Source organism: Halalkalibacter sp. APA_J-10(15), from assembly GCF_023017105.1.
Taxonomy (GTDB): Bacteria; Bacillota; Bacilli; order Bacillales; family Bacillaceae_D; genus Halalkalibacter.
Genome location: NZ_JALKEV010000007.1, coordinates 78,061 through 101,033 on the forward strand (window position 1 = coordinate 78,061; position 22,973 = coordinate 101,033).

The following is a 22,973-nucleotide window of genomic DNA, read 5'->3' on the forward strand; positions in this document are numbered from 1 at the left end:
ACAAAGCTTCTCCTATCTAGGCAGTCTTTAATTATGAAGAACCCTCTTTCTTCTTCTCTAATACTTTCTTCAAGTCGGCTTTATATTTTCGTGAAACGAGAATGTACAAGAAGTCACCTTCCTTAATTTCTGTTTCGCCATATGGGGAAATGAGCTTTTCATTGCGGACGATCGCGCTGATTGTGACTCTATTTGGGAATTGAATATCGCGCAGCGTATGTCCGACAATAGCTGATGTTTCATGGACTTGATATTGAACCATTTCCGCATTAGCCTTCCCCATTGAAATTAACTCCAATGAATGGTGTGGCGTATCCTTCTTCGGACCAGTTAATCCTAATTTCTTTGCAAATATTGATATCGATGAACCTTGAACAAGAGCTGAAGTCAACACGATGAAAAAGACGACATTGAAAAACAGTTGTCCATTATCTAACCCTGCTACGACAGGGAAAGTCGCTAAAACGATCGGTACCGCACCTCTTAGTCCGGCCCACGATACAAAGACCTTTTCCTTGAACGAATAGTTCATGCCAATGGTCGACAGGAAAACAGCAATGGGACGAGCCAGTAGCATTAATACAATCGATAAGATTAGACCATTCACAATAACGGTTATGTTGATGAGTTGTGCAGGAAAGACGAGTAATCCAAGAATAATAAACATGAGAATCTGTGCCATCCAGGCAAATCCTTCATGAAATTGAAAGATCGAATAGCGATAGGTTAATTCAGCGTTTCCGATGACAAGTGCCGAAACATATACAGCCAAAAAGCCGCTCGCCTCAATCGTTGTTGCTACGCTATACGTTAATAAAGCAAAGGAAATAGCAAAGATCGGGTATAACCCACTCGATTCTAGGTTAATTCGATTGATTGAATAGGAGGCCAGCTTTCCGACAATGATTCCAACGACGATCCCAATTCCCATTTGCCAAAAGAAGGAGGGAATTAACGTCCAAAGGTTCGTTTCTGGAAATAGTATAAGTTCGATGAATGATAGCGTGAGAAAGACAGCCATTGGATCATTTGTACCTGATTCAGCCTCGAGCGTTGCTCCCATCTTTGCTTTGATGTTCCGCTCTTTAAGTGATGCAAAAACAGCGGCAGCATCGGTGGAGCCGACAATGGCCCCGAATAGTAAAGCTTCTAGTAATGTAATATCGAATAGCAAAAATGCTACGTAGCCAACAATGGCTGAGGTTAAAATGACACCGATTGTTGCTAACGAAATCGAAGGAACAATGACAGAGCGTACTGTCGCAAATTTTGTTTGCATTCCACCTTCGAATAAAATGATAATAAGGGCAAAGATCCCAATCACTTGAGCGACTTCTGGTTTATCAAAATAAATAAAACCTAATCCATCACTACCGATAAGCATGCCAATAAGGATAAATAGAACGAGTGCAGGAAGCCCTAAACGTGTAGAGAATTTCGCTACGAGAACACCGCTTATAAGCAGTAACGCTCCAAGTAGGACAAAGGTATTCGTGTGAAGTGTTTCAAAAAACATCAAATTCGCTTTCCCCCTTTTTAGTTTCTATGGTTTAGAATAAGTTATGTTAATGGTTCTCGCGCTTTGCCACCAAAGGAAACAGTTTGAGAGAATGTTTAATCAATTTGTAATTTGCATACATATTTAATGACGTAAAAAGAGGACGGGATCGTCACTCTATTAAATAAAAGCCGTCTCTATGGGTATTGAAAAAGTTTGGTTTTAACTTTTTTCGTTGAACTTCCAGCAATGGGAGAACCATTTGTCCATTGCTGAAAAAAGGTTGATACGAATGGGTTTCATGTATCAAACGAGCAAAGCCTTCGATAGTTAAATCAAAGGTACTGAAAAAGCCTTTTTCAGAGGCCTTCCGTCTCCTGTGCAGTTGGATGATGGAGGACGGGTGTTCTTTTTAGAAGGTTAGCATTGTGCGTGGTGAATGGGTTTTGATAAACGACAATAAATACGCGGGCAAAATAACCTAATTTATCAGATCTATATGGGCAGAATACCCATCGATAACTTCTGCGTCTTCTTGCTTCTACATGTAGCTTATGAGGAGTCGTATCCACCTTTGAGTCAAGCTCCTTCATCATTATGAGTCCGTTTTCTTCAATTCTTTAATAATGGAAGTTAGTATCATCAAGCATCTATTAAACCTTTTTGCATAAGTAATGTAATTCGGACTATTTGCTTCCGTTTCTATTTGTACGTCACTTCTTTGTTTCGTTAATCTTACCATATCAAACAAAAAAGAGTGAAGCGATATGGAGTGCATGCAAGTTTGCAATGCTACATGGAAGCTTGGATAGCAGTAAATCGTTGTCTGTTAAAACGAGCTGACATACGAAGCCTTGAGAATAGGAAGGGTTAGAGGAGAAGATTTAATTCCTGAGAATGAAATTTACTAGTAGACGGAGTTTTGGTGAGAATGGAGGAGAATCCACTTCAAGAAAAGTATTACCTATTCTAGTCTCTCTAATGGACTGAAGAGGGATGTACGGAGACGGGGGGCAAAGGTCACGTGCTGTATGCGGTTCCTCATTCCTCTATTTTCACTCTCATTCCCTTTTGTATGTCGTTACGGTTCCTCATTCCTCTATTTCGGCTGTTATGACTTTTTTTGTCTTATTTAAATCAAATAGTGGAATGAGGATTACTTTTTCTTCTCAGGAAGCGGGGTTTCCTCGGTTTAGAGGAATAAGGATTCCCTTTGTTCTTAAAAAAACATCATCATAGCACCTATAATCGTCAGGGCGATGACATGATAGCCAACAGCAATCAAATAAAGTAAGAACACGTTATTGCTTTTTTCGCCTAACCCAAATAGAAAATCCTTTGCATATGCAAATGCGACAATCAATCCGATGGCTCCGCCGATTAAGGCGCCGTCTACTAATGTTTCAGCTTGAGATAGTTGGAGAATGATATAAAGTGTGACGTTCGATACGATTGTCGTAAGTAACAGCAGACCAATATTCATCTTCCCAATCTCAATGTTCAATAATTGTATCCAACGGTTTCCAAATAATAGTGGAGAATAATAAAGCATACCGAGAGCCATGTACAAAATAACTCCAGTTAAGATGGCAAAAATCAATGCGATCCCTACTTTCTGTGCTAGTTTGAATAACATTTATTATACCATATGCCTATTTGGTTCATACTCCTTCTATTTCAAGACAAGAAAGTCGGTGTTCGATCTCTGCTAGGTTGCCCTCCTCTGTAGCCCATTGAACTCGTTTGCTAGAAAGGGCCCCTGGCCCCTCACTACAAGACTCGCCATATCGAGCGGTCTGTTCATTGCTTTCGTTACGCCAATTATCCCAACCTGTTTGTTTAATATGTTCGTCCATCCAGCAGTTGATGAAAAGCGTATGAGCATAAGGTCGCCAAGGTCGCCCAAGATAGACAGAGTTAGGCTCAGCGTCTCCGGTTAATTTACAGTTCAGGAAGATGAAGCCGTATCGTTGATTAGCCGGTGTGGAGGCTGCGGTAATATAGCCTCTTCTTAGGCTATGAATCGTACATTGTTGGAAAATAGCTTCTGCAGCTCCGAAAATAAAATCAATATCCCCTGCAATTGTGCAATTCTTAAAGGCATGTCGCCCTTTGCACGTATAAAGGGTATCTTGATAGCCCAAAAGTTGAAGGTTCTCGTAATAGCATTGGTCACCTGAGACAGAAAGAGCGAGCGCTTGCCCAACGTCCTCACCATGACCAGCAATATTTTGAATCGTCAAATTTTTTAATTGGGTTTGATCGGCAAGTATTTTCATCGTCGGTGTTTGAAACGTTCCAATTGGTTTTCCGTTTTCACCAAGCATGTTGGCATGATCGTCATACGTAATCACCGTTTTTTCTTTATCTTCTCCCATGAGCGTGAGAGTAGGTTTGTTTTCTGGGATGAAGATACGTTCGTGATAATGACCGCTTTTGATTAGGATCGTTACAGGATCTAAAGGATGAACACGCACGGAATGAATGGCTTCTTGAATAGTGGAGAAATCACCACTGCCATCTTTTGCTACTGTGATTAGGGGCATAGATGTAGCTCCTTTCGTTACGATTATACGTTGAATTATACTTGTTTCTGTATAATCCTTAGCTTGGATGTTGGATAGGAAAGCTGATTTAGTAAGGGTTTTACAAGACATAAGACAATGATTATAGCTGTTATTCATTCATTTCAGTAGTCTATTTATAGAACACTTTGCAATATGATGTAATCGCTTACAATTAAACTGTAAGCATATTATTTCAATCATAGGGGGAATTAGAATGACAGTAAGTGGTGATCTCGGCAATGGGACATTTCGTAATCCGATATTAAGAGGTAATTATGCTGATCCTTCTATTATACGGGTAGAGGAAGATTATTACATGGTACATACATCGTATAAATATGTACCAGGGCTTATTATTTGGCATTCAACGGACTTAATCAATTGGGAGGCGATTGGAACGGCTTTAGAGCATTTAAACGGAGATGTTTGGGCTCCTGAGTTGTTATATTATGAAGGTTTATTTTATATTTACTTTCCGGCTGATCGAACGAATTGGGTAACAACAGCAAAAGATCCGAAAGGGCCTTGGAGTAAACCAATTAACTTAGAAACATCTTACATTGATCCGGGTCATGTTGTTGGACCAGATAAGAAGCGTTATCTCCATTTGTCTGGAGGTAAAATGGTTCAGCTTGCAGATGACGGTTTATCGGTTGTAGGTGATATTCAACATGTGTATGAGCCGTGGCGTTATCCTGATGAATGGGAGGTTGAGGGATTTAGCCCTGAAGGACCGAAATTTACACATTATAATGGGTACTATTACTGTACAGTTGCAGTTGGTGGAACGGCAGGACCGCCAACCAGTCACATGGTCGCAGCCTCTCGTTCGAAAACACCTTGGGGGCCTTGGGAGCATTCTCCTTATAACCCTATTCTTAAGACGAACTCAAAAGAGGAGCAATGGTGGTCACAAGGTCATGGAACGTTGATTGATACACCAAACGGGGAGTGGTGGATGGTGTTTCATGCGTATGAGCATCATCTTCATACAATTGGTCGGCAAACGTTGTTATTACCGATAGAATGGACAAAGGATGGTTGGTTTAAAGTTCCTAATTCGATAAATGCCGAGCAGATCCTCCAAAAGCCAACAGGAAAAGCCGGTAAGCATGGATTTCCAACATCTGATTCATTTGATGGGAATGAATTAGGTCTTCATTGGCAGTGGTTTGGAGAACCGGATAAAGAGCGTTTCACATGTCAAAATGGAGAGCTTATGGTGAAAGGGAAGGATAAGGAAAAATCAACCTCATCACCGATTTTATATATGACTGGAGATCGACAGTATGAGGCAGAGGTTTCTGTTAGAGTCGTAGGTGAGGCAGCTGCGCATTTTATTTTGTATTATGATCCAAATGCGTTGTTTGGCTTAGCTGCTACACAGGATGGGGTAAGACACTTTCGGACATTTAAAACGTATAGTCAAGAGCCTTATACAGGCGACACTATCCGCTTACGAATTCGTAACGTTGACAATATCGTCTCGTTTTATTTTAAAGGGAAGGACGGGAAATGGCAGAAGTATGACAAAGTTATCGATTCCTCTGGCTTTCATCACAATACGTTCGGAGGGTTTTTGAGCTTGCGGATTGGGTTGGATGCAGTTGGTGATGGTGTAGTGTATTTTTCCGATTTTGTTTATCGGGAATTGGGTGTGTGAATTGTAAATGAAAGAGAAAATGATTGAGAATTCTGTCATTTTCTCTTTCCTTTATTTACATGTTTAATGATGTAAATTATACTAGTATTAACTATTAATATGAGGAGATTTGCCTATGTATGTAGCTCATATTCGTGAAAAAGATCGAAAAATTCAAACGTTAAAAGAGCATTTGTGTAAAACACAGAAACTTGCTGAGCAATATGGTGAAAAAATAGGTTTAAAACATGTAGCTGGACTTGCTGGTTTGTTACATGACCTTGGTAAATATAGCGATGAATTTCAAGATTACATTCATAAAGCAGTATTTCATCCTGACTTAGAAAATAAAAAAAGAGGACAAGTGGATCACTCTAGTGCAGGTGGAAGATTGCTCTTTCAAAAACTACATCAAAGGATGAATACACCTTATGAAAAGCTACTATCTGAAATAGTAGCTAACGCAATTATATCTCATCACTCAAACCTCCAAGATTATGTATCCCCTGATATTGAATCACCATTTTTAAAACGAGTCGAAGAGAAAGCACTCATAGAATATGAACAAGCTGTGGAGAGGTTTTTCCAAGATACAATTAACCAATCAGCTTTTGATAAGTATATTACTACTGCCGTTATGGAACTGAAACGGAAAACAGACTATAGTCCTACGCAAAGTTTCTTTTTGACTAAATTCATTTTTAGTTGTTTAATAGATGCCGACCGAACGAATACGAGACAATTTGAAGATGGAAAGGCCGGGGGACGGAACGATCATTCTATTCTATTCGACAAGTATTATGATCAATTAATAACAAAGCTTGATTATTTCCGCACAAAGCCAGAAGCGAATCATCCTATTAATCAATTACGCACTGAAATGTCAGAACAATGCGAATTATTTGCGAATAAACCCTCGGGGATATACTCGCTTTCCATTCCAACAGGCGGAGGGAAGACACTAGCAAGTTTAAGGTATGCATTGAAGCATGCTAAGCAATTTAATAAGCAACGTATTATTTATGTTGTACCATTCACCACAATTATTGAACAAAATGCAAAAGAAATTCGAACGATTTTAGAAGAAGACGAGCATATTTTAGAGCACCATTCAAATGTTGTAGAAGACGATCCAACTGAACGTGAGTATGGGGACGAGCAAGAAGATGGCATGATAACGAAAAAGCAAAAGCTCAAATTAGCGCGTGATAATTGGGACAGTCCGATTATCTTTACGACAATGGTGCAATTTCTGAATGTATTTTATGCAAAAGGGAATCGCAATACAAGAAGGTTTCATAACGTAAGCCATTCTATTGTGATATTTGATGAAGTGCAAAAGGTTCCGACAAAATGCGTGTCCCTTTTCAATGAAGCCTTGAATTTTCTTAAAGTAGATGCAAATTGCAGTATTCTCCTTTGTACAGCGACACAACCAACTCTTGAAAATGTGAAATACAGTTTATTAAAAAATCGTGATGGTGAGATCGTTGAAAATCTTCCAGAAGTAGCGAAAGCGTTTAAGAGAGTGGAGGTCATTGATCGTACAGAACAGCCGATGACCAATGATATGTTAGTAGAATGGATGGAAGAGAACGCCGGATTATGGGAAAGTACATTAGTCATTCTGAACACCAAACGTGTTGTAAAAGAGTTATACGAGAAGTTAAAGGGTGGACCATTACCTGTTTTTCATTTAAGTACATCGATGTGTGCAGCCCATCGGAAAGAAAAGCTAGAAGAGATCAGGAAGATGCTGAACGATAATACGCCATTTATTTGCGTAACCACTCAATTGATTGAGGCTGGTGTGGACGTAAGCTTCAAATGTGTCGTACGCTCACTTGCCGGTCTCGACTCGATTGCACAAGCGGCAGGAAGATGTAATCGCCATGGTGAGCATGAAGTGAAGAATGTTTATGTGATTGATCATTCGGAGGAAAGTTTGTCGAAGTTAAAGGAGATAGAGGTTGGGAAGGGGATATCAAGTAACATTCTGGCTCGCTTTAACAAAAAGCCGGATAAGTATGAAGGGAATTTGCTTTTGCCAAAAGCAATGCATGAATACTTCTCTCAGTTTTACCGGAAGATGGATACGAGTCTCAGTTATTTTGTCTCTGAAGTAGAGAAAGATATGACGAGGTTATTAATGTCGCTCGCTCAAGAAAATAGTTATGTATCTTATTATCAAAAGAAAAAAGGGACAAGGTTTCCACTTTTGTTAAATGGAAGTTACTTAACGGCAGCGAAGCATTTTCAAGTCATCGACCAAAATACAACGTCTGTCCTTGTCCCGTATAAAGAAGGAAGAGGGATCATTGCAAATTTAAACAGTGCAGAGCTAATAGATGATTTATCTAAAGAATTAAAAAAGGCTCAGCAATATTCTGTTAATTTGTATCCGAATGAATTGGAGCAATTGAAAAAAGAAAATGCCATCGTCATGCACCTTGATGGCATGATGTATGAGTTAAAGGAAGGTTGGTACAGTGAAGAGTACGGTGTAGATTGGAGTGGTGAAGGCGGGATGAGTCATTTGTTTTACTAATCTCGCCTTAACCCCCAGTAATCTCCATTTGTTATTATATATATCTTGAAAGAAATAGTAGATACCTTGAAAGAAATGCGCAAATAGATTTGTCTTGCCTCTTAGTGATAAAAGTACTCTAAGAGGCAGATGGTTAATTTGATGAAGGAGGTGAATGACAAACTATGAAAAATGAAATTCAATTTGAAGTATTTGGTGATTATGCTCTGTTTACAGATCCATTAACGAAAATTGGTGGGGAGAAGTTATCCTATAGCGTGCCTACTTACCAGGCTTTGAAAGGAATAGTTGAATCGATTTATTGGAAGCCAACCATTCTCTTTGTAGTAGACGAGCTTCGAGTGATGAAGCCGATTCAGATGGAATCAAAAGGGATTAGGCCGATTGAATATGGAGGAGGAAATACGCTTGCTAATTATACGTATTTAAAAGATGTCCATTATCAAGTAAAAGCTCACTTTGAATTTAATTATAACCGTCCTGAAATGGAGTATGACCGAAATGAAGGAAAGCATTTTAACATCATGCAACGTTCATTAAATGCAGGAGGGCGTCGGGACATATTTCTAGGGGCAAGGGAATGCCAGGCGTACGTTGAACCGTGTGAATTTGGTCATGATAAAGGGTTCTATGATGGTCAAGGATCACACCATTTAGGTACGATGGTTCATGGCTTTAATTATCCGGATGAAACGGGTCGTGATCAATTTGAAGTGAGATTATGGTCAGCGGTTATGGAACAAGGGTATTTGAGATTTCCGAGACCGGAAGAGTGCACAATTGTCCGACCGATTAAAGAAATGAAGGCGAAGTCTTTTGATCAAGATCAAGTTCTATCTGTTGAGGAAATGATTCGTGAAATAGGTGGTGAGTAAGTGAGTTGGTTATACCAATTATATCAAACATATGAAAGGAATTTGGATCAAGTTGGTGTAGTGGCTAAGAAACAAGGCGATCGAGAGTATGCACTATTACCGATTTCTCATACGACGCAAAATGCCCATGTTGAAGTTGTGATCGATGAGGATGGTGATTTTCTTGAGGCGAAGGTTCTAAACAAAGAAAGTACGCTCATTCCTTGTACAGAAGAAGCTTCTAGTCGATCGGGCTCTAAAATAGCCCCGTATCCTTTGCACGATAAACTTAGTTATGTTGCAGGAGACTTTGTGAAGTATGGTGGGAAAATCAAAAATCAAGACCAAGTTCCATTTGATACGTATATTCAAAACTTGGAAGAATGGGCACATTCACCTTACACGAATGAGAAGTTGACGTGTATGTATAACTATTTAAAGAAAGGGACACTGATTGAAGATTTAGTTGAAAAGCATGTACTAGTCGTGGATGAACATCAGAAGTTAATTGAAAGGTGGAATAAGAAGCATGAAGACAAAACAGGAGAAAAGCCAGCCATCTTTTCTAGTGGTGCAACAGATCAATTTAGTGTATTTATAAGATTTACGGTTTATCATCCAGAATCAGAGGATGACGTTTGGAAGGATAAAGAAATGTATGATTCCTTTATTGCCTTTTATAATGAAAAGCTTGGTGAGGAGGATGTATGCTTCGTCACAGGTGAACGGCTTCCGAGTACGGAACGTCATGCTAACAAGATACGACATGCTGCTGATAAGGCGAAATTAATCTCAGCAAATGATAATACTGGCTTTACCTTTAGAGGAAGGTTCAAAACAAGCAATGAAGCAGTAGGCATTAGTTATGAAGTGTCGCAAAAAGCTCATAATGCATTAAAGTGGCTTATTCATCGACAAGGGAAAGTGATTGATAATAGAGTGTTTCTTGTCTGGAGTCATGATAATGAAGTCATTCCTGGACCTGAAGAAGACGCAATGGATATTATGTGGCATAGCAATCGAGAAATTGAGAGAGAGTCAGATACAGGTCAGATTTTTGCTGGTGAAGTGAAGAAAGCCATTGATGGTTATCGTCATGATCTCACATATGAACCTGATGTGAATATTCTCGTGCTTGATTCAGCGACAACAGGTAGGATGGCTGTTTTGTATTACCGTAATATGAATAAGGGACTTTATTTAGACCGATTAGCAAACTGGCACACTACCTGTGCATGGGAGCATCGCTATCGCGAGGATGAGGAAGGGTTTGTTGTGTTTTATGGCGCTCCTGCTACAAGAGATCTAGCATTTGCCGCGTATGGTCCTAGAGCTAGTGATAAAGTAGTTAAAGGATTAATGGAACGCATGATTCCGTGCATAGTCGATCAACGCTCTGTACCAAGAGATATTGTACGAAGTGCGTTTCTGCGGGCTTCGAACCCAGTTTCTATGGAACGCTGGGAATGGGAAAAAACATTGACTATTACATGTGCATTAATTCGTAAAATGTTTATGGGGATGAAGGAGGAATGGAATGTGCCATTGAATACAGCTTCAAGAGACCGTAGCTATTTATTTGGAAGATTGCTTGCAGTGGCCGATGTGTTAGAACGTGGGGCTTTAGGTAAGGAAGAAATAAGAGCAACAAATGCAATACGTTATATGAATTCTTTTTCAAAGAATCCAGGGCGTACGTGGAAAACAATTCAAGAAAGCTTGCAGCCCTATCAAGCGAAGTTAGGTACAAAGGCTACTTACTTATCAAAAATCATTGATGAGATTAGTGATCAGTTTGACATTGAGGATTTTAACAATACACCGTTAACCGAGAAGTATTTATTAGGATTTTATAGTCAACGTCGTGAATTGTATAAGAAAAAAGAGGAGGAAACAACCGAATGAGTACACTTGATCATAAAATTGATTTTGCTGTAGTGTTGTCTGTTACAAAAGCTAACCCAAATGGAGATCCCCTTAATGGGAATCGACCGAGGCAAAATTATGACGGGAAAGGAGAGATCTCAGATGTTGCGATTAAGCGGAAGATCCGTAATCGGTTACTAGACATGGGAGAACCGGTGTTTGTTCAATCTGATGATCGAAGAAATGATTCTTTTAAAAGTTTACGAGATCGTGCGGATTCAAACCCTGAGTTAGCAAAAATGTTAAAGGATAAAAGTGCATCTTCTGATAGCTTTGCACAAATTGCCTGTGAGCAATGGGTCGATGTACGTAGTTTTGGACAGGTTTTTGCTTTTAAAGGATCTCAACTATCCGTTGGAGTAAGAGGACCTGTTTCCATTCATACAGCGACAAGTATTGATCCAATTGATATTGTTAGTACACAAATTACAAAAAGCGTGAACTCGGTGACAGGGGAAAAACGAAGCTCAGATACAATGGGAATGAAGCATCGTGTCGATTTCGGAGTATACGTCTTTAAAGGAAGCATCAATACACAGCTTGCTGAAAAAACAGGCTTTACAAATGAGGATGCCGAAAAAATCAAGCAAGCTCTTATTACTCTTTTTGAAAATGATAGTTCGTCGGCACGTCCTGACGGTAGTATGGAAGTGCATAAAGTCTATTGGTGGGAACATACTTCCAAATTAGGCCAATATTCATCTGCTAAAGTACATCGTTCATTAAACATTCAATCAAAATTAGATACGCCGACTAGCTTTGAAGATTATTCAATTGAATTATTCGAATTAGACGGACTCAATGTTGAGGAAATTGATGGCCAGTAATGAGGAAGATCGTTATTTAATGTTGTCAGGGCTTCAACATTTCCAGTTTTGTAAAAGGCAGTGGGCGCTGATTCACATTGAACAACAGTGGGAAGAGAATGTAAAGACAATTGAAGGGCAGCACTTACACAAAAAAGCTGATCAACCTTTTATTAAGGAAAAGCGCGGAAGTAAATTAACAGTCAGAGCTATGCCAATCCAATCAAAGGAATTACGAATTAATGGGATTTGCGATGTGGTTGAATTTATTGAAGATGCAAATGGTGTTCACCTTAATGGAGTTAAAGGCACTTTTATGGCCTATCCTGTTGAATATAAGAGAGGAAAGCCAAAGAAAGGTGACGAGGATATTATTCAACTTGCGGCTCAAGCGATTTGTCTCGAAGAAATGCTTCTTTGTCAAATTACGAAAGGCTACTTATTTTATAATGAAATTAAACATCGTGTGGAAGTGCCTATAACAGACGAATTAAGAGAAAAAGTAAAACAAATGGCTAATGAAATGCATCATTATTATGATAATTGCTACACACCTAAAGTGAAAACAGGACCATTTTGCAAAAGTTGTTCCTTACAGCACATTTGTTTACCGAAATTGATGAATAAACGTTCGGTTAAAAGTTACATTGAGGGGAGGTTGAGTGAATGAAAAAGCTTTTAAATACATTATTTGTCACTCAGCCTGATACTTATTTATCACTGGATGGTGATAATGTTGTTTTGTTAAAAGAGCAAGAAAAACTAGGTAGAGTTCCTCTTCATAATTTAGAAGGTATAGTTAGTTTTGGGTACACTGGAACAAGTCCTGCTCTTATGGGTTACTGTGCTGAGAAAAACATTTCACTTTGCTTTTTAACAAAAAGCGGGCGCTTTTTAGCTAGAGTTGTTGGACAAAGCCGTGGTAATGTTGTACTAAGAAAAACACAATATCGCATGTCTGAAAACGATCAAGATTCGACGAAGGTTGCCCGTAATTTTATACTTGGGAAGGTTTACAATAGTAAATGGATAATCGAACGTATGACAAGAGAACATCCTTTACGTGTTGATGTTGAACAGTTCAAAACGACCTCCGAACTTCTTTCAAAGATTATGAAAGAAGTTCGGAAATGTGATCATTTAGAGATGCTTCGTGGGTGGGAGGGGCAAGCTGCACTTTATTACAATAAAGTGTTTAATCAAATGATTTTACAACAGAAGGAAGACTTTATCTTTAAAGGGCGTTCTAGAAGACCTCCGAAAGATAAGGTTAATGCTATGATGTCTTTTGCTTATACATTATTAGCCAATGATACAGCAGCTGCATTAGAAGCGGTTGGTCTCGATGCTTATGTAGGCTTTATGCATCAAGACCGCCCTGGTAGAGCTTCACTGGCTCTCGATCTTATGGAAGAGTTAAGAGGTGTTTATGCTGATCGTTTTGTGCTCTCATTAATTAATCGCCAAGAAATTCAGGTAAATAGCTTTTATGCAAAAGAAAATGGAGCTGTTTTAATGACGGATGATGCTCGAAAGGCATTTTTGAAAGCTTGGCAAACACGAAAGCAAGATAAGATTACTCACCCATATTTAGGAGAGAAGATTTCTTGGGGGTTAGTCCCTTATGTACAATCTCTGTTATTAGCTCGTTACCTTCGTGGAGATCTTGATGAGTATCCACCATTTCTATGGAAGTAGGTGATGTGATATGTTGGTATTAATCACGTATGACGTACAAACGTCAAGCGAAGGAGGTTCGAGGCGGTTACGAAAAGTCTCTAAGGTTTGTCAAAATTATGGGCAGAGGGTCCAAAATTCTGTCTTTGAGTGTATTGTCGACTCTACACAGTTGAAAACATTAAAACTTGAATTAGAAAGTTTGATTGATAAAGAAAAAGATAGCCTGCGTTATTACAGGTTAGGAAACAACTACAAAACAAAAGTTGAACACATTGGTGCTAAACAATCAATTGATTTGGAAGAACCACTTATTTTCTAGAGGTGCGAGCTATAAGTAAACATAAAAAATGTAGTGTACCCGCACTGAATTTGAAGAGAATTATGTAAAAATGTGTGATTTATTTTATTGATGATGTATAAATTTATTTGAAATGACACTTTTTACAGCGAATTTTTAGGTGAATTTGATGTTTTAAGTATTCAAATGCTGAAAATTCGCAGTCGCACTCTTTATGAGTGCGTGGATTGAAATGAGAATAAAGAGCTAGAACGAAAACTACAAGGAGTCGCACTCTTTATGAGTGCGTGGATTGAAATCGAATTGCACCGAGTATGATCGTCGCACCTGGTTGTCGCACTCTTTATGAGTGCGTGGATTGAAATCGAAACAGTGTTAAAAACACCTTTAGGTGATCCTTGTCGCACTCTTTATGAGTGCGTGGATTGAAATGATTATCACAACTTATGAGGCTGTTTCAGGAAAAAGTCGCACTCTTTATGAGTGCGTGGATTGAAATCAAAGAGTTCAGCATCAGGGTTAATAGTATATCGGTCGCACTCTTTATGAGTGCGTGGATTGAAATCCATCTCCTTACTTCATCTCTAGTCAACCAACCAGTCGCACTCTTTATGAGTGCGTGGATTGAAATCTTCTCTTATGATTATGCACCAAATTGATGATCTTGAGTCGCACTCTTTATGAGTGCGTGGATTGAAATACAAATTGATTTTCACACGATCTATCCTTTTATGTCGCACTCTTTATGAGTGCGTGGATTGAAATAAACAACTCAGTATCCATTCGTAAAGTAAATCTTGTCGCACTCTTTATGAGTGCGTGGATTGAAATACTCAAGATCACCATCCTCCGCATTAGCTTCAAGTCGCACTCTTTATGAGTGCGTGGATTGAAATTTTTGTCCAATTCCAGTAAAGAAATTAGACAAGAGTCGCACTCTTTATGAGTGCGTGGATTGAAATATCTATTTCTTGTTCTTGTTCTTCCGCTTCGTCGTCGCACTCTTTATGAGTGCGTGGATTGAAATAAGGAAAATCAAGTTGATTCCGTGCTCCTTGAAGTCGCACTCTTTATGAGTGCGTGGATTGAAATAAGCGTTCTTCGTCCTTTTTTGTACGATTTGAGAGGTCGCACTCTTTTATGAGTGCGTGGATTGAAATCCTAGCGTGTTTAGGGAGAACTGTCTAAGGGTGTAGTCGCACTCTAATAGCTAAAATAAAAATACATATTGGTAATAACAGAGTCGCTGTTATCAATGTTAAAAGGAGGCCATATGCGTACAGAAAAAACAATGCTTGAAACGATCACAGACTATGCGAAGAACGATGCACGTATTCGTGCGGTGTATATGAATGGCTCACGGACGAATCCTAATGTACCAAAAGATATATTTCAAGATTTTGATATTGTGTATGTAGTAGAGGAGACGAAGCCTTTTATAGAAGATAAGCGGTGGTTAAAGGTATTTGGGGAGATTTTAATCATGCAAGAGCCGGATTGGTTAGATAAAGGACTAGGGAGAAGCGTTGATTTCTCTAGTCGGTATGCCTATTTAATGCTGTTTACTGATGGGAATCGGATTGATCTAAGTTTGCAGTCGATTGAGGCGATGAAGCAAGTGTATGGACAAGATCGCTTAACGATACCTTTATTAGATAAGGATAATATTCTTCCTTCTATTCCACCGCCGACTGATGAAGATTATTACATTCAACGCCCGACAGAAGGTCAATATAACAGTTGCACGAATGATTTTTGGTGGTGCCTGCAAAGTGTGGCGAAGGGACTATGGCGGAAAGAACTGCCTTATGTGAAAGGGATGTTTGAAGAAACGATTAGGTATCGAGTGGATTGTATGGTTAATTGGTGGGTCGGCGTTCATTATGGTTATCAATTATCAACAGGGAAGTACGGGAAATATATAAAACGATACTTACCAGAATCATATTGGCAATTATATAAAAAGAAATTTTCCAATGCGGAAGATGAAATGATATGGGAATCCGTTTTTGTAAGCTGTGACTTGTTTCGAGCGTTAGCTCAAGATGTTGGGGTTCACTTCGGGTATGTGTATCCAGAAGAAAATGATCATCATATGATGATGTATTTACAAAGAGTACGAGAATTACCTGCTGATGCGGAAGACATTTTATGAATTTATAGTTATAGGAAGGATCACGTTTCAATCGAGCGTGGTTTTTTATTGAATAAAAATAAATAAAAATGTATATTTATAATAAAGCTATTCTAGGTGAGGTGTCCAGTGAACGTAAATCCGGAAGTGTCGAAATTAGATCTATATGTACAAGAGATAGATTGCTGTAATTATTTACATGAGGATATTCAAGCGAAAATAGCTGAGCTGTTTTCTAGTGTCAAATCGGATGTAGAAAAGGCTAAGGTCGCTTTTGAGTTTGTTAGGGATGAAATTGATCATTCATGGGACATTCAAGCTACGGATGTGACATGTCGAGCATCAGAAGTATTAGAGCAAAAGCACGGAATGTGCTTTGCTAAATCGAACTTGTTAGCTGCGCTATTAAGAGGAGCTGGAATTCCGACAGGCTTTTGCTATCAAAGGTTAATGCATTTTGATACACCAGAGGAAGGCTATAGTCTACATGGCTTTAATGCTGTTTATTTGCAATCGTTGGACCGTTGGGTACGGATTGATGCACGCGGAAATAAAAAAGGTGTTCAGGCGGAGTTTTCTCTTGGTGAAGAAAGATTAGCTTTCCCTGTTCGTCGAGAGTACGGTGAACAGGATGATCCGGTTATTTATGTACGTCCTCATGCAAGAGTGATAGCGGCATTGGAGGATGGCGACAACCTTATTGAATTGTATCGAAATCATCTACCTGATCGGTTGTGAGGATTCCAATGTTGCGAAATGAGTGCAATGGTGAACAGCATAGACGATGTTAACCGAGAAAGACAAAATCGCGTGGACACCAAAAAAAGTTAGGCTATTACCTTTTTTGGTGTCCTTTATCGCTATGTCTTCTCGGTTCTTTTTTAATAAATAAGAGAGCATAAAGTTTGTATTCAAATCAACTCAATCAATTACGCACGACTCAATTAAGGAACAGAAGGTTGCTTTTCAATAAGCTTAATAAAGTTGTTCTTATAGTAAAAAAGTAAATAAATATGAAGCAAAAGAAGAACAATCGCTAATGGAAGTAGAGAATGATCAATAAATATGTGAAGTAAGACAATATTTGCGATGATTGGAGCTAATAAGGCTACAGCAAGTGGTACAAAGCGATTACATAAAAGTAAGACCCCACAAATAACCTCAAGTGTTTTTTCGGCAACGAGCAAATAATGAAATTCAAATAGGGCCATTGCTTCTGGACTAGTGGGGATGAAAGGATCGAACTGTAGAATAACAAAATAACCATTGATGCCAGCACCTAAGAAGATAACACCTAACAATATTCTGGAAACATGAAAAAGAAGATGCTTCAATTTGAACACCACCTTGTATTAGTTAAATATATCGTACCATTTTTTATACAGGTTTGTTTTTAAATTTTTCAATGAGTTTTGAACAGGTGTTAATCAATAACTTAACCGTATAACTCTTGCTTGATAAGAGGAGTATGAATGTGTATTCAATTGGAATGAAGTAATAACTTGTATGTATGTTATGATTAGAACGGTTTTTATAAGGGTAATAAATGTATAAACTTAATAACGAAAACAATGATCAGTAAATACATTGATATTTCAGTAAAAAAATTAATTATAAATATTGCGTAATAGTAAACACTCATTTATACTAGAGTTAATCTTATACGTATAAGTTAATGAATTGAAAGCGGTTAATGTATGGTGTTTTAGTAATGACGTTAAAGTTATTGCGATTAAATTAGGCTATTTCAATTTAATGGTGCCATCATATACGTATAAGTTGAAATGGAAGTGCTTACTAAGTTTTAAATTAGTAAATCAATAATCAAGATTAGGAGTGGTCATTTATGAAGAAGTTTTTAGCAGTATTAATTATCTCTCTACTATTTATTGTTACTGCATGTGGAGGTGATGGGGGATCGAATGAAGGGTCAGATGAAGGTTCTTCAGAAGGAGAAGGAGGAGAATTAGAAGAGCAAATTGTTGTTGGTGATGATATCGAAGGAGCAACTGAGCTTACATTCTGGAATTTCCAAAGCTTACATTCAGAATTTTTTGAAGATGCTGCGATACGATGGAATGAAGAAAATCCAGATAAACCGATCAAATTGGTAGCGGAAACATATCCTTTTGATCAACTTCACAATAATTTGTTGCTTTCTCTGCAATCAGGAAGTGGAGCACCGGACTTTGCTGATATTGAAATTTCTCAATTTCCGAACTATCTACAAGGTGTACCTCAGTTAGAGGCATTAAATGATGTTGTTGAACCAGAGTTGGATAATCTCGTACAGTCTCGCTTTGAGATCTATGCAAAAGAAGGGGATTATTACGCGATTGATTACCATGTTGGTGCAACAATGATGTATTACAATGTAGAAATTATGGAAGAAGCTGGCGTCGATATTGATTCGATCGAAACATGGGATGATTATGTTGAAGCAGGTAAACAAGTTGTTGCAAATACTGACGCGACAATGACAACTGTTGAAACGGATGAGCATTTCTCCTTCTGGCCATTAATTAGTCAGAGAGGTTCTGATTATTTTGATGAAAATCATGATGTCATTCTAGATAATGAGATTAACATTGATACTCTTCAGTTTTTGAGTGATTTAGTATATGAACATGAAATTGCTGAGTTAACGCCTGGTGGTTTCCATCACGCGGAAGAATATTTTGGATTTATGAATGATGGTGGTGCGGCTTCTATTATGATGCCTATGTGGTATATGGGCCGATTCCTTGATTCTATGGAAGACCTTGAAGGTAAGATTCAAATTCGTCCGCTTCCTGCTTGGGAAGAGGGTGGAAACCGATCAGCTGGTATGGGTGGAACTGGTACGGTTGTGACAAATCAAACAGAACATGCGGAATTAGCGAAAGAGTTCCTTGCGTTTGCGAAATTGACTGAAGAAGGTAATGTGAAGTTGTGGGAAATCTTAGGTTTCGATCCACTTCGCCATGATGTTTGGGATTCAGAAGAAATGCGTGGAGAAAACCGTTTCTATGATTACTTCCATGATGACATCTTTGATATCTTATTAGAAGTTCGTGATGAAATTAACGATTTAAATATCACAGAACAAACACCAAATGCGCAACAAGAAATTCACTCACAAGTGATGCATTCTGTCTTACGTGAACAGGCGCGGACTCCTGAAGAAGCTTTACATGACGCTGCGGAAGCAGTACGAGCAAGAATGTATTAATAGTATGGTTCTAAGGAGGGTGTACATCTTGCATCCCTCCTTAGGCATGATTTTTGTAGAGGAGGCAAAAAAGTGAAAACTTCTTCCGTAGGGAACGTCCCAAAAAAACGATTTAATTTTCTGTATTCAAAAAAAGCAGCGCCGTATATTTTTGTTTCTCCTTTTATTATTTCATTTCTATTTTTGTTTCTGTATCCATTTATCAGTGCTCTAAATATGAGTTTTCAAAGAGTACTACCTGGCCAAATAGAGTATGTAGGGACTGCTAATTTTCAACGAGTATTCAATCCTACTTTCTATACTGCATTACAAAATACAACGATTTATGTTATTTTTACCGTTATTCTATTAACGTTAGTCCCAATGATTTTTGCGATATTTTTAAATCATCGTTTAATGAAACTCACGAATTTATTTCGTGCTTCTATTTTTATCCCAGCGTTAACGTCGGTTATTGTGGCCGGTACGATTTTCCGAATTATCTTTGGGGATTCAGATCAAGCATTTGCAAACCAAGTGCTGCAATTTCTCGGTTTTGATCCAGTTGATTGGCGTTATAATGCATGGTCTGCTATGTTTCTGATGGTCTTCTTAGCTTCGTGGAGATGGATTGGGGTTAATATCCTCTATTTCTTAGCTGCACTGCAAAATGTTAGTAAAGACTTATATGAAGCGGCAGATATTGATGGAGCGAATAATTGGCAAAAGTTCAAAAATGTTACGTTTCCTGCGATTAAACCTATTGTCATCTTTTTGACAACAATTACGACTATTAATGGATTTAGAATGTTCGAAGAAAGTTTCGTTTTCTTTGAAACAAGTTCACCAGGTAATATTGCATTAACTGTAGTTGGATATATTTATGTGGAAGGTATTCAACGTAATGATATGGGATTTGGAGCAGCTGTAGGGGTTGTACTATTAGTCATTATCTTTATTGTTAGTGTCATTCAATTATTCTTAACTGGTGCATTTAAAAAGGGTGATTCATAATGAATAAAAAGCGAAAAGAGATACTTATTAGTGTATTGCTCGTGTTATTATTTTCGGCCGTGGCAGTTATTGCTCTATTCCCTGTCATTGCACTAATCGTTGCTTCGTTAAGTCCAGCCTCTGACCTAATGCGTTATGGATTGACAGCGGATTTATTTTTATCTAGCTGGGATTTTGAAAATTACGCTGCCATTTTCGGAGCTGAGGGCGGCATCTATTGGCAATGGTATTTGAATAGTCTTATTATATCTGGGGTTCTTATTGTATTGTCACTGTTGTTTTCATCAATGGTGGGCTATTCATTGGCTCTTTATGAATTTAAAGGGAAAAGGTTTATTTTTGTGCTCGTTCTACTAATTTTAATGATTCCTTTTGAAATCTTAATGTTGCCGCTTTTTCGAATGATGACGTCTTTTCAATTAGTTGATTCATATTTTGCTGTGATGCTTCCACTGATCGTGGCGCCAATTGCTGTATTCTTCTTTAGACAATATTGCTTAGGGTTGCCAAAAGATCTTATGGAATCTGCACGAGTAGATGGTTGTACTGAATATGGTATATTCTTTAAAATAATGGCTCCGTTGATGTTACCTTCATTTGCGGCAATGGCTATTTTGCAAGGTCTTACAAGTTGGAATAATTTCTTATGGCCGTTATTAGTTTTACGTTCTAATGATATGTTTACGTTACCGATAGGGTTAGCAACTCTTTTAACACCTTATGGTAATAATTACCAAATATTATTTTCTGGGTCTGTTTTAAGTATTATTCCAATTATTATTTTATTCTTGTTCTTCCAGAAATTCTTCATCGAGGGTTTAACATCTGGTGGAGTAAAAGGATAATATAATTGATTTAAATAGAAGGGAGGAGAGAATCACCAATGATCATGGAAAAGGTTGATCAATTGTTTCGGGTGATTATGAAGTTTGCCATTTTAAATTTATTGTGGCTAGGCTTTTCAGTTATAGGATTTATAGTAATTGGCTTTTTTCCGGCAACTGTGGCAATGTTTGTAATCGTTCGTAAATGGGTGCGTGGCGAAGAGCAAATTCCTATTTTCCAAGTATTCTGGAGTATTTACAAACAAGTTTTTCTAAAAGCGAATTTGTTTGGATGGGTTCTGAGTTTAATAGGTGGACTATTTTATGTGAACTATCAATTAATGATCGCATTAGGAACAGATGTCCCTTTCATTGTTGTTCTTGCTTTCCTATTATTGGTTCTTCTCTACTTTCTTTTTATTGTTTCATTACTACCAGTTGCGGTTCACTTTTCAGGTGGAGTGAAGCAGATTATTAAAAAAGCTATACTATTTATGTTTGCAAGAATTCATCTAGCATTACTGCTACTCGTTTTAGTTTGGACATCTGTCTATCTTTCAATAGCATTCCCGACGATTCTACTATTCTTTACTGGAAGTGTGTTATCGTATATGATGATGTGGTTTTTTCATCGTAGTTTAGATAAGATAGAGCAGAATAAGCCAAAAGAACAATATTCATCATGAATGAATATTGTTCTTTTGGTGTAATTAAGGGAGAGAAGGGGCTAAGAGGCAATTCATATAAGATGTATTCTCATTACTTTTGAATGGTCCAGATTTAATTTAAGTCCTTTTGATATAACAAATGACCATCAAATCTTATGAGGTGTTTAAATGAATACTAAATACAGCATTGTTAAAAAACACATAAAATCGAAGATACAAGAGGGTTTGATACAGCCTCATCAAAAAATAGGTTCAGAAAGCGAACTGATGAAGCAGTTTGAATTAAGCCGTCATACGGTTCGTAAAGCAATTGATGATTTAGTTAATGAAGGATGGATTTATAAGAAGCAAGGTGCAGGTTCGTTTTGTGCTGATAGATCTTTGAGTTCATCTTCTGACAAAGTAAAAATAAATAAAAATATTGCCGTTATTGTTACGTATTTTAACGATTATATCTTTCCTACGATTATTAGAGGAATGGAGCATTATTTAAGTTCTTGTGGTTATAATGTTAGCGTATTCAGTACCAATAATGATATACATCAAGAGCGGCGCTGTTTAGAAAATGTAATCCATCAAAAATTTGATGGATTAATAGTAGAACCTACTAAAAGTGCTCTTTCAAATCGGAATATTAGAAGTTATTTGAATATTGAAAAATTGGGAATTCCTTATGTGATGTTACATGCTTATTATGACGAATTAGACCCTTATTATGTTGTATTAGATGATGAAACTGGTGGATATATTCAAGCTAAGCATGTAATGGAGCTTAATCATACTGAAATTATCGGTTTCTTTAAAAATGACGACATTCAAGGGATTAAGCGAATGAAAGGGTTTATAAAGGCCCACCGTGAACAAGGATTGCCTTTAAATCCAAGTAATATTATTACGTATACGACAGAAACAAAAAAGGAATATCCATTGCAAGAGTTAAGAAAGAAATTGACTGAATCTCGTACGCGTCCAACCGCCATCGTATGTTATAATGACGAACTTGTCATTTGGTTACTAGATATAATTCGTGAATTACAGTTGAGAGTTCCAAGAGATATATCAATTGTTGGGTTTGATAATTCATTTCTATCTGTTGCTTCTGAAGTGAAGGTGACTACAATCCATCATCCCCAAGATACGATGGGGTATGCTGCAGGTAAGGTCATTCATCAATTAGTTGAACAGAAGAACATATCTAAGAAGTGCGAAACATTAGAGTCAGTTGTATTTAAACCGGAATTAATTATGCGTCAATCAACAAATTCACCCAAAAGTAATAAATAAACTTTACTATTCATTTCGAACGAAAAATCCGTAAATCCTC

General features: G+C 37.8%; 20 protein-coding genes and 1 CRISPR repeat array. Of the genes, 15 read left to right on the forward strand and 5 right to left on the reverse strand.

Translation table 11 applies throughout. The annotated features are described in order from the left end of the window. Nucleotides 1–31 precede the first annotated feature (31 nt). The 4 genes from MW695_RS10130 to MW695_RS10145 all read right to left on the reverse strand — a co-directional run bounded on the left by MW695_RS10130 (nt 32) and on the right by MW695_RS10145 (nt 4,044). Nucleotides 32–1,516 (reverse strand): potassium/proton antiporter, encoded by a 1,485-nt coding sequence (locus MW695_RS10130; RefSeq protein WP_247105319.1) that lies wholly within the window; start codon nt 1,514–1,516, stop codon nt 32–34. 341 nt (nt 1,517–1,857) lie between these two features. Further along, nucleotides 1,858–2,094, reverse strand: coding sequence for a hypothetical protein (locus tag MW695_RS10135; RefSeq protein ID WP_247105193.1), 237 nt, complete (start codon nt 2,092–2,094; stop codon nt 1,858–1,860). Nucleotides 2,095–2,717: 623 nt separating this feature from the next. Beyond that, on the reverse strand, nt 2,718–3,134 hold the full coding sequence (locus tag MW695_RS10140) for a DUF1761 domain-containing protein (RefSeq protein ID WP_247105194.1): 417 nt from the start codon (nt 3,132–3,134) through the stop codon (nt 2,718–2,720). Between the two features lie 25 nt (nt 3,135–3,159). Continuing rightward, nucleotides 3,160–4,044, reverse strand: a complete 885-nt coding sequence (locus MW695_RS10145; RefSeq protein ID WP_247105195.1) for a pectinesterase family protein — start codon at nt 4,042–4,044, stop codon at nt 3,160–3,162. Nucleotides 4,045–4,279: 235 nt separating this feature from the next. On the opposite strand from MW695_RS10145, the gene MW695_RS10150 reads away from it, so the two are divergent. From MW695_RS10150 to MW695_RS10195, 10 genes are all read left to right on the forward strand, one after another. After that, the gene (locus MW695_RS10150) at nt 4,280–5,728 is read left to right on the forward strand and encodes a family 43 glycosylhydrolase (protein WP_247105196.1); all 1,449 of its coding nucleotides are present in this window, start codon (nt 4,280–4,282) and stop codon (nt 5,726–5,728) included. A 115-nt stretch (nt 5,729–5,843) separates the two neighbouring features. Further along, nucleotides 5,844–8,255, forward strand: a complete 2,412-nt coding sequence (cas3, locus tag MW695_RS10155; protein ID WP_247105197.1) for a CRISPR-associated helicase Cas3' — start codon at nt 5,844–5,846, stop codon at nt 8,253–8,255. Between the two features lie 164 nt (nt 8,256–8,419). Further along, entirely contained in the window at nt 8,420–9,130 is a 711-nt protein-coding gene (cas5c, locus tag MW695_RS10160) for a type I-C CRISPR-associated protein Cas5c (RefSeq protein WP_247105198.1), read from the forward strand. After that, complete coding sequence (gene cas8c, locus MW695_RS10165) at nt 9,131–11,014, forward strand: type I-C CRISPR-associated protein Cas8c/Csd1 (protein ID WP_247105199.1); 1,884 nt, start codon at nt 9,131–9,133, stop codon at nt 11,012–11,014. Next, on the forward strand, nt 11,011–11,862 hold the full coding sequence (gene cas7c / locus MW695_RS10170) for a type I-C CRISPR-associated protein Cas7/Csd2 (RefSeq protein WP_247105200.1): 852 nt from the start codon (nt 11,011–11,013) through the stop codon (nt 11,860–11,862). The genes cas8c and cas7c overlap by 4 nt, the downstream gene beginning before the upstream one ends. Then, nucleotides 11,852–12,511: a CRISPR-associated protein Cas4 gene (gene cas4, locus MW695_RS10175; protein WP_247105201.1), complete on the forward strand. Its 660-nt coding sequence runs from the start codon at nt 11,852–11,854 to the stop codon at nt 12,509–12,511. Before cas7c ends, cas4 begins: the two co-directional genes overlap by 11 nt. Then, nucleotides 12,508–13,539, forward strand: a complete 1,032-nt coding sequence (cas1c, locus tag MW695_RS10180) for a type I-C CRISPR-associated endonuclease Cas1c (protein WP_247105202.1) — start codon at nt 12,508–12,510, stop codon at nt 13,537–13,539. Before cas4 ends, cas1c begins: the two co-directional genes overlap by 4 nt. Nucleotides 13,540–13,549: 10 nt before the next feature. Further along, nucleotides 13,550–13,840: a CRISPR-associated endonuclease Cas2 gene (cas2, locus tag MW695_RS10185; protein WP_247105203.1), complete on the forward strand. Its 291-nt coding sequence runs from the start codon at nt 13,550–13,552 to the stop codon at nt 13,838–13,840. Between the two features lie 180 nt (nt 13,841–14,020). Beyond that, nucleotides 14,021–14,911: direct repeats of the CRISPR family, unit length 33 nt; unit sequence AGTCGCACTCTTTATGAGTGCGTGGATTGAAAT. A gap of 181 nt (nt 14,912–15,092) precedes the next feature. Continuing rightward, nucleotides 15,093–15,974 (forward strand): aminoglycoside 6-adenylyltransferase, encoded by an 882-nt coding sequence (locus MW695_RS10190; protein WP_247105204.1) that lies wholly within the window; start codon nt 15,093–15,095, stop codon nt 15,972–15,974. A 108-nt stretch (nt 15,975–16,082) separates the two neighbouring features. Next, a complete protein-coding gene (locus MW695_RS10195) occupies nt 16,083–16,691 on the forward strand; it encodes a transglutaminase-like domain-containing protein (RefSeq protein WP_247105205.1) in 609 nt (202 codons plus the stop codon). A 206-nt stretch (nt 16,692–16,897) separates the two neighbouring features. Here MW695_RS10195 and MW695_RS10200 read toward each other — a convergent pair whose 3' ends face one another. Beyond that, on the reverse strand, nt 16,898–17,296 hold the full coding sequence (locus MW695_RS10200; protein ID WP_483299854.1) for a hypothetical protein: 399 nt from the start codon (nt 17,294–17,296) through the stop codon (nt 16,898–16,900). Nucleotides 17,297–17,799: 503 nt separating this feature from the next. Here MW695_RS10200 and MW695_RS10205 point away from each other — a divergent pair. From MW695_RS10205 to MW695_RS10225, 5 genes are all read left to right on the forward strand, one after another. Continuing rightward, a complete protein-coding gene (locus tag MW695_RS10205) occupies nt 17,800–19,164 on the forward strand; it encodes an ABC transporter substrate-binding protein (RefSeq protein ID WP_247105207.1) in 1,365 nt (454 codons plus the stop codon). Nucleotides 19,165–19,236: 72 nt separating this feature from the next. Beyond that, entirely contained in the window at nt 19,237–20,157 is a 921-nt protein-coding gene (locus tag MW695_RS10210; protein WP_247105208.1) for a carbohydrate ABC transporter permease, read from the forward strand. Beyond that, nucleotides 20,157–21,002: a carbohydrate ABC transporter permease gene (locus tag MW695_RS10215; protein ID WP_247105209.1), complete on the forward strand. Its 846-nt coding sequence runs from the start codon at nt 20,157–20,159 to the stop codon at nt 21,000–21,002. Before MW695_RS10210 ends, MW695_RS10215 begins: the two co-directional genes overlap by 1 nt. Before the next feature lie 38 nt (nt 21,003–21,040). Beyond that, nucleotides 21,041–21,667 carry a YesL family protein gene (locus MW695_RS10220; protein WP_247105210.1) on the forward strand — a complete coding sequence of 209 codons (627 nt, stop codon included), beginning with the start codon at nt 21,041–21,043 and terminating at the stop codon, nt 21,665–21,667. Between the two features lie 150 nt (nt 21,668–21,817). Then, nucleotides 21,818–22,933 (forward strand): GntR family transcriptional regulator, encoded by a 1,116-nt coding sequence (locus MW695_RS10225; RefSeq protein ID WP_247105211.1) that lies wholly within the window; start codon nt 21,818–21,820, stop codon nt 22,931–22,933. Nucleotides 22,934–22,973 lie beyond the last annotated feature (40 nt).